Genomic DNA, 15,749 nt, shown 5'->3' with positions numbered 1-15,749 from the left:
ATGAAACATATGCTACTGTGTTATATCAATCTTAAGAATGAAAATATGAGATGCATAGCAATGTGTTTTTGTGCTTTTGTGGTGGTTGCTACTAGCTATGCCCAAAAAAGGGCAATAGAAATTGATGAGTTCAGTATTGAATATCAAAAATTCAAACTTACTAATGGTTTAACGGTAATCTTTAATATTGACCGATCGGATCCAGTCGTCGCAGTGGTTTTGACGTGCCATGTGGGTTCCTCAAGAGAGCTGGAAGGTACGACTGGCCTTGCCCATCTTTTCGAGCACCTTCTGTTTATTAATTCGGAAAACCTTGGGAAAGGAGGCTTGGATGAATTGAGCGAAAGAGTTGGTGGGTCGGGTGCTAATGGGTCTACCAATAGAGACAAAACAAATTTTCACCAAACTGTCCCAAAGAATGCTTTGGAAAAGATGATATGGGCTGAGGCAGAGAAGTTGGGGTTTTTCATAAATACAATTACAGAGTCTGCAATAGACATTGAAAAGGAAATAGTAAAAAATGAAAAAAGGCAAAGATTCGATAACCGACCATACGGGTTAACTAATTACGTTATAAGTAAAAATCTATACGCAAAGAACCATCCATATAATTGGCCAGTGATAGGTTCTTTGAAAGATATTCAGAATGTCAATTTAAGTGATGCCAGGGCTTTTTATGAAAGGTGGTATGTCCCAAATAATACAGTGCTTACAATTGTTGGTGACTTTGATCCTAGCCAAGCTAAAAAATGGATCGAGAAATACTTTAATGAGATTGAAGCTGGTGTTCAAATCCCCAAAGCGGAAAAAAGGCCAGTAAGCTTAAATCAAACTAAAAAACTCTACTATGAAGATAATTTTGCTAGTGTTCCACAATTGAGCTTGACTTGGCCTGGAGTTTATAAATATCATAATGACATGTATACATTGCAGGCACTTGTCGATTACTTAGCTGAAAGTAGAAACTCCCCGTTGTATCAAATGTTGATTTTAGATGATCAATTGACAGATCATATAATTATGGGGCAAAGAAATGGTGAACTAGCCGGTAGTCTTCTTTTGAGGATTACGGCGTTTAAGGACATTTCTTTAGAAGATATCCATAAAAAGCTCAATTCGGCCTTCTCCAAGTTTGAAAGGGAGGGTATTTCACCAGTAGACCTGAATCGGATCAAGATACAGAGTGAAGCCAGTTTATCCAATAATTTAACCTCCGTTCTTAGAAAGGGACTCCAATTATCAGAGTATGAGATTTTCACAGGAGATTCTGGATTCATGACCGAGCATATCGAAAATATTAGATCAGTTTCACAAGACGATGTTATCCGTGTTTATCGGAAGTATTTAAAAGATAAAGATTATGTAGCTACCAGTTTTGTACCTAAAGGTAAAAAACATCTATCCTTGAAGGACTCGAAATTGGCTCAGATATTCGATGAAGAATCGACGAATGTCGAAAGCGCTAAAATTTTACCTCAAACGAATACTGCGCTTCAACGAACCCCCTCTTTTTTTGATAGAAGTGTTGAACCCCCGTATGGCGAGAGCCTCAGAGTGAAAGTGCCTGAAATTTGGACTGATCAACTCGCCTCTGGGATTAAACTATATGGAATTGAAAATAATGAAATCCCAATTGTGAAGTTTCAAATTCAGCTAAAAGGCGGGATGTTGTTGGAAAATCTGAATAAAACTGGGGTCTCTAATTTGTTGGCAAGCTTGCTAATGAAAGGAACGGCAACACGAACTTCGGATGATCTTGAAGATGCCATATTGGATCTTGGTGCATCAATTCAAGTTAATGCTCGAAAAGAATCCATTATAGTTTCCGTAACAACATTGGCTAAGTATTATTCTGAAACGGTTGAACTAGTTCAAGAAATACTGCAAGAACCAAGATGGGATGTCGATGAATTTGAATTACTAAAAAAAGGCGTAATTGGTAGAATTGAACGGCGGTTGGTTGAACCTGCCCAACTTGCGGATGACCTCTTTGCTAAACTTCTTTACGGAGAAGACCATATTCTTTCAAAAACTATCCTTGGAACTAAGAAATCTGTCACGACGATATCAATCAATGATTTAAAGGAATACTACGATAACTTTGTTTCTACAACTATAATGAGTGTCCATTTAATTGGAGCAATTTCCAAGGAAGAGGCGATGGATCCATTTGTTCGTCTGGACAATCATTGGAATTCGAAAGAATTTGAATTTCCGATTATTCAAAATCCCAAAGAAGTGGATTCTTCCATTATATACTTCTATAACGTTCCAGGGGCAAAACAAGCTGAAATAAGGTTTGGCTATCCTGCGCTTGCAGCTACATCTAAAGATTACTATGCAATATCCACAGTTCTAAATTATCGTCTTGGGGGTGGCAATTCGCAGTTAATGCAGCGTTTGCGCAGAGATAAAGGTTACACTTACTCCATAAAATCGAGGTTTGTGGGGAGTCAAGTAAAGGGCCCATTCTACGTACGAGCCAGTATTCGTACGAATGTTATATATGAGTCAGCCAAGGAAATTTTAGAAATTCTAGAAAATTATGGCGTAACCTATAGCGAGGAGGATTTGCATACCACTAAAGATTTCCTTATCAAAAACAGTGCTTTGTCATATGAGTCCTATGAAAGTAAGATTAATCTATTATTCAATATTGACAATTATGGCCTACCAGAGAATTATCCAAGTCAACAAATGGAAATGGTCAAAGAAATGAAAGTAGATGATATCAAAAGACTTGCAAAAAGATATATACATCCTGACAAAATGATCTGGTTGATTGTGGGGGATGTGTCAAAACAGCTTGAAAAGTTCGAAGAATTGGGTCTCGGCAAGCCCATACTGATTAATAAGTGAGAGATTGGATTGAATTAGGTCTGAAATACGAGGTAAAATATAATCAATAGGGAATTTTAAATCGAGACAGTTATCAAAAACTGAAAATAACGAGAAATGTTCCTCACATAATAATATATAATATGAAATATACAATTTTACTATTGCTTGTTTTGAACATCTCAATTAATGGATGCTTTAGTCAGAATCATAAAGAATTTGTAACCGAACTTGACAAATTCATTGGCAAGGAAAAAGACAAAAAGAAAGTCACCGGAGTAAGTGTATCGCTGGCAATTGATGGTCAAGTTCTATTATCCAAAGGATACGGATTTGCAAATAAAAAGGATAATATTACTGTTGACCAACATACGCAATTTGCTGTAGGGTCTATATCAAAGTTGATCACTTCGACAGCAGTCTTGAAACTCTACAGCAATAATTTAATTGACATAGATAAACCATATACCTACTATGTCCCTGAATTTTCAATAAAGCAACACTTCAAACAGAAGACACCATTCACTATTCGGCACTTACTTACTCACTTTGCTGGATTGCCTAGAGTACATGCAAAAGGATACTCCTTGATTGAAGAAAGGCCATTATCACGAATCTTGGATATTTCCAGAGACAGCTATTTAATTGCTCCACCCGCTTTAGTCTCCCAATATTCTGACTGGGGCACAGATTTACTGGCTCTACTGGTAGAAAAAGTATCAGGGTTGAAATTTGAGGAATTTGTAGCAAAAGAAGTATTTGAACCGTTGCAAATGAATGAAAGTTGGTATGGGTCATTGCAGGAGACTAAATCTTACCATAAAGGAGTTGTTAGTCCAACTTATGAATATAGCTATGTCGGTTCCGATGGATTGAATTCAACATCCCTTAACCTCATGAATCTTGGACAAATGTATCTGGACGATGGAAAATTTGATGGTAAGGCTTACATCATGGAATCTATTAGTAGGGATGCCAAGTCAGCACAATTTATAAACGCACCCTTGAGGTTTAGCAAGAGGCAAGGATTCATGTGGGACATCAATCAATTTAGTCAATATAAAAGGCTATCAAAAGGAGGTATTCATGAACCTTTCTATAGTATGTTATACGTTGTTCCAGAATACAAGATGGTACTGGCTATATGTAGCAACTCAAATTCTAGCAGTTCAATACATAGATCAATATACAGTGAAGTGATTGATCATCTCTCCACAATAAAAAAAGGGATTCCTTCAAATATTTCTGAACCTCCTCTTCGCAGGGTAAGTCTCTCCAACGAGCAAATATCTAAAGTTGAAGGAACTTATAGTACGGATCAAGGCATAGTAGACATTCAGCAGAATAGAAATAAGTTTAAAGTCACTTTTGATATAATGGACAAGGCCATTATCGGATACCCATATTCTAATAATACCATCAGAATCAAAGCGAAAATTCTTGGACTAGTTCCCGTTAAAGTGATGGATGTCTTCTGGGCAGAAGTTGATAACGAGGTAGTCGTTGGTGAACAATATTCCTCAGGCCATCGCTCATTGGGCGGAGTTAAGGTTCAAAAAAAACCAATTCCTGAAAACTGGGAAAATGCAGTAGGAATTTACAAGGTTTCCAATCTATTAGAAGATGAATATTCACATCTCGAACGATTAGAGCTTAAAGTAAACCAATACGGTATTCTTGAATTAAGTGGTACAACCATATACCCAACAAAATTTGACATTCAGCTTGCTATCTCTCCAATTTCTGACTCTCTGGCTATTATACCAGGGTATTCATTTGAATTCTTTGCAGGAGAGACAATTGAACTATCTGAGAATAATGGAAAAACTACACTCTTGATTTCCGGCTATGAGCTTTCCAAAATCAATTGAGAAGTGTTGGAACTGCATCAGCGACTTTTTGAAATAAGAATTAACAATCCATGATTTCCATCTTGCTGCAAACGTGGGGAGGATTAGGTTATCTCCTAAATAAAGTCCTTTTTTCAAGAGCAGAAAGGAGTTCTAATTCAAAAACCAAAAAGAATTATCGTATTTGGTCGTGGATAGCGTATTTGTCTGCTCTTCCTGCTTGGATTATTGTTTTCATTTCTGAAGACAATTGGATTGCAGCAGCGGTAGAGTTTGGTGGTGCTCCTTCAATGATTATGGGGCTGCTAATTGCTTTAAAGGGAAATGGAAAACAAACCAAATACGTTAATCACTTTGCCAAAGTATTTGTCCTGCTTGGACTCTGTTTAAGTCTTAATAAAACTGGTGGATTATTTCAGTTGACCCAGTTAATTGAATTGGGCATTGCTTGTGGGTTTTTACTGGGAACCTATTTTCTAGCAAAAGATGCGCTATCAGGGTATTTGTGGCTAGTGCTAGGCAACATAAGTTGTGCCATTTTGATGGGGCTTGAAGAATTCTATATTTTAATGAGCCAGCAAATAATCTCACTTCTCTTCGTATTGGATGCATATTTTGTGCGTAGAAGAAACTTAAACCGGAACGATTTCATCAAAGATTAATATTCCCTAATGGTTATTGCCCATTAGTGAAAGCTAAAAGCACTGAATAGATTGGAAAATCTATTTTTTCAATGATTCATTGAATAGTAGTTTGTTGTGAAATGGATCTATCAATTCCATGCAGATTGAATTCCATGGTGTTTCTTCTATCCCTGGATTATTATGAATATAGTTTTTGTTATTTATTTCTTTATAGAATTCTTTAAGTCCGATAATTTCAATAAAAACTTTGGAGCCAGGTGTGCAATCTCCATGATGCTCCGTAAGATGAAGTATCATTTTTCCTTTGGAAACCTGCATATATATTGGAAGGCTATCTTCAAATTGATATTTCCAGTTAACTTTAAATCCAAGCCAATCCAAATAGAACTCCTTCGCTTTTGCCACGTCAAAAATTCTTAATACAGGAATAACAGTTACTCGCTCCATTAGGCTACTGTTTGATTTTGTTATCAGAAAACATACTTACATTATCATTTTAAATAGCTGTAGTTCTAAAACTTTTTTCACATCTTCATGAATCAGTTGAAGGTGTTTAATTTCTTCAGTGTTTTTCACCCACTTATATTGCCAATTATTTGGCAACTCTATAGAATCCTTCGAAAAACATTTCACGAAAATACCAAGGTGAGGATCAGGAGAAACTTCACCTTTTAAATAAGTTCTAACCCAAACAACCTCACCCACATTTATCGAACTCCCAAAAAGGTCAAGCAAGTATTCCTCAAGAAATGGTCTCCAGTGGTAGCGGACATCAAGATCTTTTCCTACAAACCCCCAAGATTCATTCACTTTGGACATGAGTATTCCTTTTGACTTGTTGCAAACAATTGCTATTAGATGAACCTGATGCAAGACCTCTTTACTTTTTATAATGGACTGGTTTAATACATTAGTTAAGCAGTTGAATACAAAGATTCACAGTATCTTGATACTAGATGTAGTAGCTATGTTGAAAAATAGTAATTTATGCCCTTTAAATTTTATTTATGATGAATTCGTGTAAATTATGATGCAACTCTTAATCGTTAGAGAAGGTATAACATTCCATGATCTTTTAGAGTATAATAACTGAACATTCAGTGTAAAATCGAATAGCAATGACTCATTATCGTCAATTCAAGCATGATTTTATTGAAAGGGTTGTTAACCTCATTGAAGAAAATTTAGACAATGAGGAGTTTGGTGTCTCAGATCTTTCCAATCGTTTGGGAATGAGTAGGTCAAATTTGCTTAGGAAAGTTAAAAAGTTAACCGGCTTATCTGCAAGTCTTTTGATTCGTCAAGTTCGATTGCATAATGCACAAGAGCTCCTTAGAAAGGGTACTCTTAATGTGTCTCAAGTTTCATATAGGGTAGGCTTTAATAGCTCATCTTATTTCATAAAATGTTATAAGAATGAGTATGGTTACTCTCCAGGTGAAGAGGGAAAAATTAATTTTTATGAAGAAGAGCGGGACATAGATAAAAATCAGTATAGGACAAGAAATACATACCTGCCACTAATTAGAAGATTCGCAATAGTGGCGGGTTTAATTTTTATCTTGCTTCTTTGGAACAGAAAACGTGAAACTCCTAAAAATACAGAAAAGTCAATTGCCGTCCTCCCATTTATAAATGATAGCAACGATTCTAGCAATGTCTATATTATAAATGGTGTTATGGAGTCTATCCTCAATAATCTTCAAAAGATTGAGAAGCTGAGAGTAGTAAGTCGTAGTTCAGTAGAAAAGTATAGGGACAGATCGTTGAACATCGCCGAAATGGCAGAAGAACTAAATGTTAGCTACTTTATCGAAGGGAGTGGTCAAAAAATTGGTGATCAAATCCTTCTTTCGGTGCAATTGATAGAAGCTGACAATGATAATCATTTGTGGTCTGAACAGTACAATCGTTCTTTGACTAATATTTTCCAACTTCAAACAGAAGTAGCCAAGGATATTCTTGTTGAAATTGAGGTATTCCTCACTGAGGAGGAGAAAAAATTACTTTCAAAAGTACCAACTGAAAATGTTGATGCTTACGATTATTATTTAAAAGGATTGGATCTGATTAGCAACAGGTCATTTGATGGCTTGAAAGATGCAATCAAATATTTTAGAATGGCAATTGAGGAAGACCCCAATTTTGCCCATGCTTATGCCTATGTGGCTAGTTGTTATTTTTATCTTGATGTTTGGCAAACACCGAAAAAATATGGTGACACTATTAATATTTATTCAGATAGAGCATTGTTCTTAGATTCAGAGCTCGATCACAGTCTAATAGCAAAAGGGCTATTTTATTTACAGGACTTTCAGTATCAAAGAGCTGCTGAATACTTTGAGAAAGCCTTCAAAATTAACCCTAACTCAACAAGGGCAATCAATTTTTTATCCGTTATTTACGATAGGTATCTATCAAACCATGAAAAATATGTTGAGTTTACACTAAGAGGTGCGAAGATAAACCAAGAACACATCGATTCTGCTTCCAACAGTACTATGCATCTGCATATCAGCAATGCGCTGATTGAAACAGGATTCATTGATGAAGCTGAGCAACACATTTTATTATCTAGAGGATATGACCCAACCAATTTGTTTGCCGAATACGTGCATGCTTATATAATACTTGCCAAAAACAAGGATTTTCATCAAACGAGAAGTTTATTAATAAATGCATTAAATAAAGACACGACCCGCCTTGACATCATTCAGGAACTTGCAAAAGTGAGTTACGTTATGGGAGATTATGATTCTGCTCACTACTACTATGAGAAAATATTGAAGTTGAGCAAAAAGTATTTTCAAAAAACCTTCCAGTCTGAAAATGTAAAAATCGCTTTTGTTTTCGATTATGTAGGGAAGCATGAGAAGGCAGCCAAATACCTCCGAAGTTTTAAAGAATATGCAGAAACCGAAGACTCTATATATAAAGACTTTTATCTAGCCTACTATTACGCGATCACCAATGATATTGATAAAGGAATAATCCACTTAAAGAAATTTTCACAACAGCGAAAAATTGGGTATTGGTATGTTTTAATGCTTAAGGAAGACCCAATTATTCAACTTTTAAGTAATCATGCACACTTTGATTCGGTTGTCAGTAAGATTGAATCTCAATTTTGGAAAGACCATGAAAAATTACGACTAAAGCTTAAGAATGAAGGACTTATTTAATTTCTTGTGGAAACTATATTAGTTAAGTCTTTAGAAAAAGATTAACATTCGTTAATTGCTACTTTGAAATTAGCGTTCGAAGATCATTGTAATTGATTTATTTGAATCTCGAATTAATTAAATCAGCACTCAGATATAACCAATACGGGAACGGGCTCTCTAATCATGTTTGCATCTCATTAGCTATTCTTCATCGGATGGGCATGTTGGATGATCAATTATGAGGATTTTACGAAAATTCGATTTCCAAACTAGATTTGAGACTAAGCAATCTAAGGTTGAATAGGTGATTCAATAATTCAGTTCAGTATATATCGGCGGCACTTATTATAAGATTTTAATCTTCTATCATTCATCGCACGCGTATCACACTTATGGGTATTTTCGATAATTCAGCCATTTAATCAAAATCAATCTTAAAAACGGTCGTTTTTTCGAACTCCATTTCACTCCAGATTAAACCGCCTAATCTATTAATTCAATAGTTTGATAAACTAGTTTGAATAATCTAAGTATGATTTATTATATTACTATGGATAAATCGAACTATTATGAATTTTGGATATGCTCGAGTGAGCACTAAAGATCAAAACCTGGATCTTCAAATAGATGCGCTAAAAAAGGCCGGATGTTCTGAGGTTTTTTCAGAGAAAGCCTCAGGCAGGAAAGAATCACGACCTCAGCTTGATTCGCTAATCTCCAAATTGAGAGAAGGTGATACACTGGTAGTTTATAGCCTGGACCGGCTTGGAAGAACTTCTAAACAGCTAATTAATCTTCTCTCAGATTTTAAAGAGAAGGGAATACAATTCAAGAGTCTTCAGGAAGGAATATTCGATACTTCATCCGCAATGGGGGAGGCCATCTTTCAGATTATTGCAATCTTGAAAGCTATGGAAGTCCAGGTTTTAAGTGAGCGGACTAAAGCAGGCTTAGATGCTGCCAGAGCAAGAGGTAGGAAAGGAGGAAGACCAAAAGGTTCATACAATAGAACCAAAGCAGCTGCCGCGGTGAGTCTTTACAATAAGAAACTCACCATTTCTGAGATACTGGATACATTGAAGATTAGTAGATCGACTTTGTATGATTATTTGAGAAGAGAGGGGTTAAAAACTTAAATTTAGGTTTTTAGATTTAATCTTAATTGAGAAGTGTTTTCCACCAAGAAGTCACTAGATTCTCCTGAAAAAAAAACAACATAATTTCTAAACCTTTCAGCAAATCTCCATAGCACCAAATCAATTACAGGCACACTCTCATCAATGACCCTAGAAAGTCTTAGACACATTTCATTGGGATCAGAAAAACCGTAGACATTAGATATTCTTATTAAATGCCTATCAGGTTTAGCTGTGTTAAATCCAATATTTTTAAGGAAATGAAGAGAAGTTGTAGGCCCCAGGAATGAAAATTTCATTAAGAAATTCTGTTTTTCTTCATTAATCCTTTGTAAGGTAATCTTACTTCCGTGTTTGTCTAAAAATTCTGCAAATTCAATTATTGCTAGAATTTTCTTCTCATTATTGAAAACTCTAAGTGCTTTTTTAAGGCAAATATCTTTATTGTTCAATAGAGCAGTAGTATTGTGCCAATCATAGAAAATTTTAGAGATATCGTTGAATTTATTTCTAATAACCGACTCACGCATCCCACTCGATAAAACTACCCATGCAAACTCACTCAGTAATATCTCTTTAGTAATGTTAAAATTACCAATTTCATCTTGCCAAATGATCTCATCTAGATATCCCAATTCCAAAAGTTCTTTTTTGGCCAAAAAGTACTTTTGGGCTAGGTTATTAATTTTTAAGGAATCAGTTATTTGAAGCATTAAATGATTTGATAAAAAAATCTAGTTTACACAACCAGAAAGGTTTTGCTTTATTTCTATCTAAGTACTTACTGAACTCTACCTTTCTCAAATGGTGAGATTTTAATCGATTGAATTTTGCATCAGGTATGGGAACGATTGAAGCCATAACCTCTTCATATTTTTTATTGAAGGTCTCTGTCTGTGGACTTTCCCCACTCTCCTCGATTAATTGTCTACATTCATTTAAAAGCATAAACAACCTATTGCAGGCACTTTTATGGTTCTCTAAGGACTGCTTCCAATTTACTAGAAGTAGTATTACAGAAATAAGAAAAACCAATAAGGCTAAAATTTTGGTGAACAATTCAATTTGCGATGGTGAGAATGATGTTATTGAAGACAGGTACTCATTGCTAGAGAAAAGAATGCTATTCAATATAACCGCTAAAATGAGTAAAATGAGATCAATAGCTCTTGCCTTACCTCCATACGCATCTCTTAATGATGAATGCATAGTAATCATCATATTAATAACCTTCTTTTTGCGTTTTAATTCTTCCAAAACTTAAAGTATATCAATCCATACCTCTTTTAGCCTAGACGAATCAGCTCTTTCCATTTTTTTATATATCACATTGAGTGAGTCAGATGCCATTTTACGATTTATACTCCCTGAGGCACCCAAATATTGGTCAACATTTGTAGACTGACGAGTACTATCTTGTATGGGATTAAGCACCCTAGTTGCTGAACTCTCAAAAAAGTGTTTAATCATTGAGCGATAATCTTTTTTACCTGTGTAACTGGAGAATATGTCAACTGCCAAAGCTTCGACATGGTAGCCCGAAAGTCTTCTTTTTTCTGGCATTTTTGAAATTATTGACTTTGCAATTTTAATAATAGGTATCACTTTTCCAGAATTTTTCTGATTGGTGTATTTCAAGGAAAGAGCAAATTTTCGAGGGTTAATAACTGGTGACCACTTTGAGTGATCTGTTGTTGAGGCAATCTTAATTCCAGTCTTAGTTTTAACTGAGGGTAGTATTTGAATTTCACAACCATCTGCGAACTTTACAGTAATGGCCAAGTCACCTTTTTTTATTTCAGTACGAGGGAAGCGATTTCTAAGCTGTTCATAAAAATAATCCTTTACTTGAGACGGTGTTTTATCGGCCAATTCTGAATTATTAAGAATTGCCAAGGTATCTACATCGCTAAGACCGTCAACATAAGTGTGTTTTGAAACCGAGCCACCATACCTCAAATCAATTGTACCATCAATTTCAGAGGCAATAGCCTTTCCAATTTCATTTAAATGAGTTTGAATTGAATCGTAATCTCGATCATTAGCATAAGTAAGCAAGCTTCTTAGCAATTCTTCAATTTCATTTGAATGAAATTGATCCTGGGTTTCATCTTCACCCTTCCTGAGCTTGCTAATTAGATTACTTGGTTTTGTTCTTTCATAAAAAAAACCACCTCCAGAACCTCCCATGGTTATTTGCTTATTTCGTTTTCAAATCTTCTAAATGACTTTTCTATCATGCTTGCAACTTTCTTGTTCCCTAATTTTTCAAAAACTTCAAAGTCTTTAGTCTTTGCAAAATCTTTCAAAATATATTTCAATTTATTGAGAAAATTAATGTTATTCTTCAAGGAGTTTAACTTAACCGTTTTGTCCCTGGTCGGGATTCCTAATTGATCATCAAGAATTGAATAATTGTGTGTATACATCGCAACTCCGTCAAAGTAAGTAAACTTAAGCCAAGTAAGACCGTCAAAAATTTCTGCTCCAGCCAAAAAATATAGAACAGAAGTAATAGGATCAAGACTACCAAAAATATGAATAGGTTTTTCTTGCATTCCGTTTTTGTCTAAACTTTGCCGTACTTTCCAAACATTAACCATTCTATCTTGAACAGAATTCCCCAACTCTTTTTCAGTCATTCCAACTATATCAAAATCTCTGAGCAGGTTAATGTTTTTCAAAATAACTTCTACATCCAAATTGTCTTTTGTTTTAGACTCTGGTTTTATTAAAAAGTTAGTTAGCATATTGGAATGATTTTTGAATAAATCCTTCGCATTTTTAACTTGATCAGTTATAGGATATCTGTCTTTGCCATGGTCATAGCTAACTGCAATAGTGGGAATTTCAACTGGCCATGAGTTCAAAACCTTTTCATAGAGTTCTTTATTCCATTCTTTTATACCGTGATCGTTTTTATTGATTCCAGAATAATCATATAACTGTGATGTTTCATATCCACCACTATCTAAGAATGTTAGCTCGGTGCAATATATTTCATTAGCCTCAGGCAGAAGCCTGTGATATATATCATAAGCACTGAATAGAGTGCTCTCATGAAGGAGTTCTTTGGCTACAGGAATTACCTCATAAAGTTCAGATACTTCCGTAGTTTTTTTATTTATTTTTTTATTGATAAATGAAAACCCCTTTGACGAGAATGAAGGTATTAATAATGGTGTTTCTAACTGATAGCCAGATGGGTGATCTATCTTTCTACTTAGCATACTTGAAGACTTTTAAATCCGCACATGATTCACATTTGCCACATGGCTGCTTAAGACCTAGCTCACAACTATAAGTAAGATCGAGTGGGACTTTCACCAAGTTGCAATAGTCCCAAATTTCATTTTTTGACCATGATACAAATGGTGCCAATAATTTTACTGATGAATCGAAGTAAATGCTAATCACTGAATTTGCTCTTTTTACAAATTCTTCACTACAATCTGGATATTTGGTACCTTTATGAATGCCAATAGCAATAAAATCTGAATGTTTCGCGAGCATTAAAGCTGCACTTATTAAAAAAAGATTTCTACCTTCTATCAATCCAGAGGATTTGGAATCGATGCCTTCACATTTTACAATCGAAAGTGGTACTTTGTAATAATTCGTTATTGCCTTGGCTGCTTTAATCTCAATATCACGAGACTTTTGTCCAAAGTCAATGTAGGTGGTCTTTACATCAAGAGATTGATTAAGATAAAAATTAATACAGGCTGCTGAGTCAATTCCACCACTAAAAAGGATGTTAATACTCATTTAAATAAATTGATTGCGATAAGTGAAACTTTAAAAAGTACACAATGTAAAATAGTTATTAGTAATTTAATTACCTAATCCATCGAAAGTAGGATTGCAATAGGAGGGAAATGATTTTGTATCTTAATTCCGGACTATGGCTTTAGTGAATCCCATCAAAAAACTCAGCAAGTGAAATCTCAAAATACTTGCAAAGGCTATTTATAGTGCTTACTGTAGGATTTACCTTCATTGATTCTATGCGTCCCACGTGTATTTCCAGATCATTGTAAAGTTGCTCCTGGGTTAAGCCCTTTTCTTCACGTAAAGCTTTCAATCTCTGGGCAATTTTACTTATAAGCTCTTTATCTCTAACCTGAACCATCAAAACGAAAGTCAGGAATACTAGCATTATTTGTAATGACATTAATGTCATTATTGTTATCTTGCTTATGAACTTATAACCAATTTTAAGATGAGAAACTTGACGGGTTTTATATCAATTTTCTTAACCCTAGCTACACCACAATTTGTCTCTGGTCAAAATTATTCCGATTGCATTCTTCTGAAGAATGAGATCATAAATCCGGATATTTTAAATGAAAGAATCAATAGGCGGATTAAAGATCTGAAACCGGATGAGGAGATTGTGTTGAATGAAAAGCTGATAGATGATGGAAGACTAATTAAATCACCATTTCAAGATTACGATCCTGGTAACCTAAACCATTTGAAAGGAATTGAGCTAACGTTTGTTCGATACCAAAATCAAGAAGTTGTTGTAAAGGACAAATCGGGCAAGTTGCATTACGTTTATTTGAATGGCTACAATAGAGATTTGGATATTGCAGTTAGTCTTTCCGTTAGAAAAGAGAAAGAACTAATAGAAATTGAACCTGCTTTGGTAGGGAGGAGAGTAATATTAAATGATGAAAACTTGTACGAGTTATATCAACCAAAAATTCATTCAATCATACACTTGATCAAGTACAATCCTGAACGCGATAGATTCTATCTTTTACTGAAAGAATTCAATCCTGATGGCTCTGAGAAAGATGGGTATGTTGGTTACCCAATTGCTGATAAAAGATTCGGATTACTTGACTATGACTGCTTCATTCAAAAATTCCGTAATCATATATCAACATATACTGCCCTCCTGGAAGAGAAATTCACTGAGAAGGAAATTGAAAACATTAAACGAGGTACCATATTCATCGGTATGTCAGAAGAGGCAGTTCCTCATGTACTGGGATACCCTAGTGAGACAAATACAACCGTCACAGAGCTAGGAACATCAAAGCAACTGATTTATGGTGATGGTATCTATGTCTATATTTTGGATGGCAAAGTAAGCGCTTATCAAAACCTTGAATCTCTAAAAGATTTCTGAAAATAGCAGTCAACTTGTTGAAAAGGAACATTTTCAATCTTTCGATTTGTCCTCAAATGTTAAGCCAATTAGGTGACCGTTTTCCTTTATGTACTCGACCAACTCTTCATCGCTCCATTGACCTATCTCTTCTATCAATGGATCAGTGTGGCGATTACTATCGTATTCGGATCGATAATTAAAGGATGTTTTTCTGAATTCATCAGGTAATTTGTTCGTCAGCCAAAAGATTGATGCTCGAACATTCCTTGATACATGCTTTGTTGCTTCTTTTTCCTTTATTGGAATTCGAATTTCATTTCCTTTTATATCCACATGAATATAATATTCCTTGGTCTTCAATGTTTCGCTATAACCTTCTGCACATGTTCTTATATTCTGTAGATGTATTTCTACTTCCTCATCAAATTGCTCTCGCTTCCGTGTAGCTTTAGCTCTTTGGTATAGATGTTCGATTGGCTCAATTTCTTTACACCATCGTCTGAACTTATGTCGGTCACCACCAAACTGTTGACAGCATTGATTCAGTGTAAGAGGTGAGTAAACATATAGCTCAAGAATCTTCACTGCATTCTCGAATTTAATTCTCTCTGCCTCTGTTCTTAGTGAACCATACAACTTCTGAGTCTCCTCATCCATTGTGTAGTTAACCGGTTCTTGCCATATATCTTCAATTTTATCTTTAGTTTCCTTAGTCACTTTCCTTGGCTTTATTCGTTTTTGTTTTTTAGTTACTGTTTTCGATTTGACTTTTTTCTTTTTATTGACCTTGGGTAGTGGAAGCTTAATAAACTCAACAAACCTTGGGTCGTGAACTAATCGAGGGCTAACAGAATCATCAACCAGAACATTGTAAAGCTCGGGCTGACGCTCTCTTAAGGCCTTTAACCGTCTTTCTGCAGTTGTCTTATGAACGCCTGCTTTTTGATATGCCTCTTTGAATGTAATCCAGAACATAGCGCACTATTTGATTGTAC

15 protein-coding genes are annotated in these 15,749 nt (G+C 35.2%); 6 read left to right on the top strand and 9 right to left on the bottom strand.

The window, feature by feature from the left end:
- The first annotated feature begins 45 nt into the window (after nt 1-45).
- From ABJG98_RS18340 to ABJG98_RS18330, 3 genes are all read left to right on the top strand, one after another.
- Complete coding sequence (locus tag ABJG98_RS18340) at nt 46-2,859, top strand: pitrilysin family protein (RefSeq protein ID WP_348281008.1); 2,814 nt, start codon at nt 46-48, stop codon at nt 2,857-2,859.
- A gap of 122 nt (nt 2,860-2,981) precedes the next feature.
- Nucleotides 2,982-4,709: a serine hydrolase domain-containing protein gene (locus tag ABJG98_RS18335; protein WP_348281007.1), complete on the top strand. Its 1,728-nt coding sequence runs from the start codon at nt 2,982-2,984 to the stop codon at nt 4,707-4,709.
- Nucleotides 4,710-4,759: 50 nt separating this feature from the next.
- On the top strand, nt 4,760-5,350 hold the full coding sequence (locus ABJG98_RS18330; RefSeq protein WP_348281006.1) for a hypothetical protein: 591 nt from the start codon (nt 4,760-4,762) through the stop codon (nt 5,348-5,350).
- A 60-nt stretch (nt 5,351-5,410) separates the two neighbouring features.
- Here the strand turns inward: ABJG98_RS18330 and ABJG98_RS18325 are convergent, their stop codons facing one another.
- Both ABJG98_RS18325 and ABJG98_RS18320 read right to left on the bottom strand, forming a co-directional pair.
- Nucleotides 5,411-5,779: a glyoxalase superfamily protein gene (locus ABJG98_RS18325; RefSeq protein WP_348281005.1), complete on the bottom strand. Its 369-nt coding sequence runs from the start codon at nt 5,777-5,779 to the stop codon at nt 5,411-5,413.
- 36 nt (nt 5,780-5,815) lie between these two features.
- On the bottom strand, nt 5,816-6,151 hold the full coding sequence (locus ABJG98_RS18320; RefSeq protein WP_348281004.1) for a hypothetical protein: 336 nt from the start codon (nt 6,149-6,151) through the stop codon (nt 5,816-5,818).
- A gap of 299 nt (nt 6,152-6,450) precedes the next feature.
- On the opposite strand from ABJG98_RS18320, the gene ABJG98_RS18315 reads away from it, so the two are divergent.
- Both ABJG98_RS18315 and ABJG98_RS18310 read left to right on the top strand, forming a co-directional pair.
- The gene (locus ABJG98_RS18315) at nt 6,451-8,514 is read left to right on the top strand and encodes a helix-turn-helix domain-containing protein (RefSeq protein ID WP_348281003.1); all 2,064 of its coding nucleotides are present in this window, start codon (nt 6,451-6,453) and stop codon (nt 8,512-8,514) included.
- A gap of 551 nt (nt 8,515-9,065) precedes the next feature.
- Nucleotides 9,066-9,632, top strand: a complete 567-nt coding sequence (locus ABJG98_RS18310; RefSeq protein ID WP_348281002.1) for a recombinase family protein — start codon at nt 9,066-9,068, stop codon at nt 9,630-9,632.
- A gap of 2 nt (nt 9,633-9,634) precedes the next feature.
- On the opposite strand, the gene ABJG98_RS18305 is transcribed toward ABJG98_RS18310, so the two are convergent.
- The 6 genes from ABJG98_RS18305 to ABJG98_RS18280 form a co-directional block, all read right to left on the bottom strand.
- A complete protein-coding gene (locus ABJG98_RS18305) occupies nt 9,635-10,345 on the bottom strand; it encodes a hypothetical protein (RefSeq protein WP_348281001.1) in 711 nt (236 codons plus the stop codon).
- Entirely contained in the window at nt 10,329-10,889 is a 561-nt protein-coding gene (locus ABJG98_RS18300) for a hypothetical protein (RefSeq protein ID WP_348281000.1), read from the bottom strand. Before ABJG98_RS18300 ends, ABJG98_RS18305 begins: the two co-directional genes overlap by 17 nt.
- 3 nt (nt 10,890-10,892) lie before the next feature.
- Nucleotides 10,893-11,822 (bottom strand): CBASS oligonucleotide cyclase, encoded by a 930-nt coding sequence (locus ABJG98_RS18295; RefSeq protein ID WP_348280999.1) that lies wholly within the window; start codon nt 11,820-11,822, stop codon nt 10,893-10,895.
- Nucleotides 11,823-11,824: 2 nt separating this feature from the next.
- The gene (locus ABJG98_RS18290) at nt 11,825-12,862 is read right to left on the bottom strand and encodes a hypothetical protein (RefSeq protein WP_348280998.1); all 1,038 of its coding nucleotides are present in this window, start codon (nt 12,860-12,862) and stop codon (nt 11,825-11,827) included.
- Entirely contained in the window at nt 12,852-13,400 is a 549-nt protein-coding gene (locus tag ABJG98_RS18285; RefSeq protein ID WP_348280997.1) for a 7-cyano-7-deazaguanine synthase, read from the bottom strand. Before ABJG98_RS18285 ends, ABJG98_RS18290 begins: the two co-directional genes overlap by 11 nt.
- A 142-nt stretch (nt 13,401-13,542) precedes the next feature.
- Nucleotides 13,543-13,806, bottom strand: coding sequence for a helix-turn-helix transcriptional regulator (locus ABJG98_RS18280; RefSeq protein WP_348280996.1), 264 nt, complete (start codon nt 13,804-13,806; stop codon nt 13,543-13,545).
- A 48-nt stretch (nt 13,807-13,854) separates the two neighbouring features.
- On the opposite strand from ABJG98_RS18280, the gene ABJG98_RS18275 reads away from it, so the two are divergent.
- A complete protein-coding gene (locus ABJG98_RS18275) occupies nt 13,855-14,772 on the top strand; it encodes a hypothetical protein (protein WP_348280995.1) in 918 nt (305 codons plus the stop codon).
- A 33-nt stretch (nt 14,773-14,805) separates the two neighbouring features.
- On the opposite strand, the gene ABJG98_RS18270 is transcribed toward ABJG98_RS18275, so the two are convergent.
- Entirely contained in the window at nt 14,806-15,729 is a 924-nt protein-coding gene (locus ABJG98_RS18270) for a hypothetical protein (RefSeq protein ID WP_348280994.1), read from the bottom strand.
- Between the last annotated feature and the right edge of the window lie 20 nt (nt 15,730-15,749).

Origin of the sequence: Ekhidna sp. (genome assembly GCF_039960695.1) — a bacterium.
Taxonomy (GTDB): Bacteria; Bacteroidota; Bacteroidia; order Cytophagales; family Cyclobacteriaceae; genus Ekhidna.
Note: the sequence above shows the minus strand (reverse complement) of the source record. Positions and strands in the feature narration are given on the sequence as shown.